This window comes from Williamsia sp. Y844 (genome assembly GCF_056786475.1).
Window position 1 is genome coordinate 1 of sequence record NZ_JBXCJB010000011.1, and the last position, 622, is coordinate 622.

Sequence of the window (622 nt, forward strand, 5' to 3'; positions counted from 1 at the left end):
GGGAGATCGAAGATGCAGGTGGGGACGATGAAATCGGCCCCGCCTATCTGCTGCGCACCAATGAGTTGCTGCGTAACACCGAGCTGGCGATGGCCCAGCAGTCACGGATGGAATGGGAGCGGTACGCCGCTGTCGCGATGCTGCACCGACAGTTAGTGGAGCCGACCGCTGGGACCGAAGCGGAGATGCGGGCGCTTGATCCGCTCGCACAGTGTGCGGCGAGATTGTCTGCAGCACAGGGCCTGACCCAACGAACTGCCGAGTTGCAGATCAACCGCGGGGTGGCGCTGCGCGACCGCCTGCCTGCCGTCAATGCGCTGTTGAAGGCCGGACGTATCGCCGCGCACCACATCCCCGATATCATCGCCCGCACCGAGCTGATCGAAGGCTCAGCCCACATGGCCGATATCGATCGCGGCATCGCCGAAGCGCTGCGTCGGCGGGGGTCGTGGTCGAAGAATCGGATGCGAGACATGGTTGATGCCATCATCTTTCGTCGTGACCCAGATCTGGTTCGTAAGAACCGGGAGGATGCTAAAAACAATCGTGGGGTGTGGGCCAACAACACCGACCACGGTATGGCCGTCATGGACGCACTCTCCACCGCCGAAGAGATGACGCT

Annotated in this window: 1 protein-coding gene; it reads left to right on the plus strand. The window is 62.4% G+C overall.

The features are described 5' to 3' along the window. On the plus strand, positions 1-622 hold a 622-nt coding region (locus AC1TQG_RS27775; protein ID WP_482142158.1), incomplete at both ends, for a DUF222 domain-containing protein.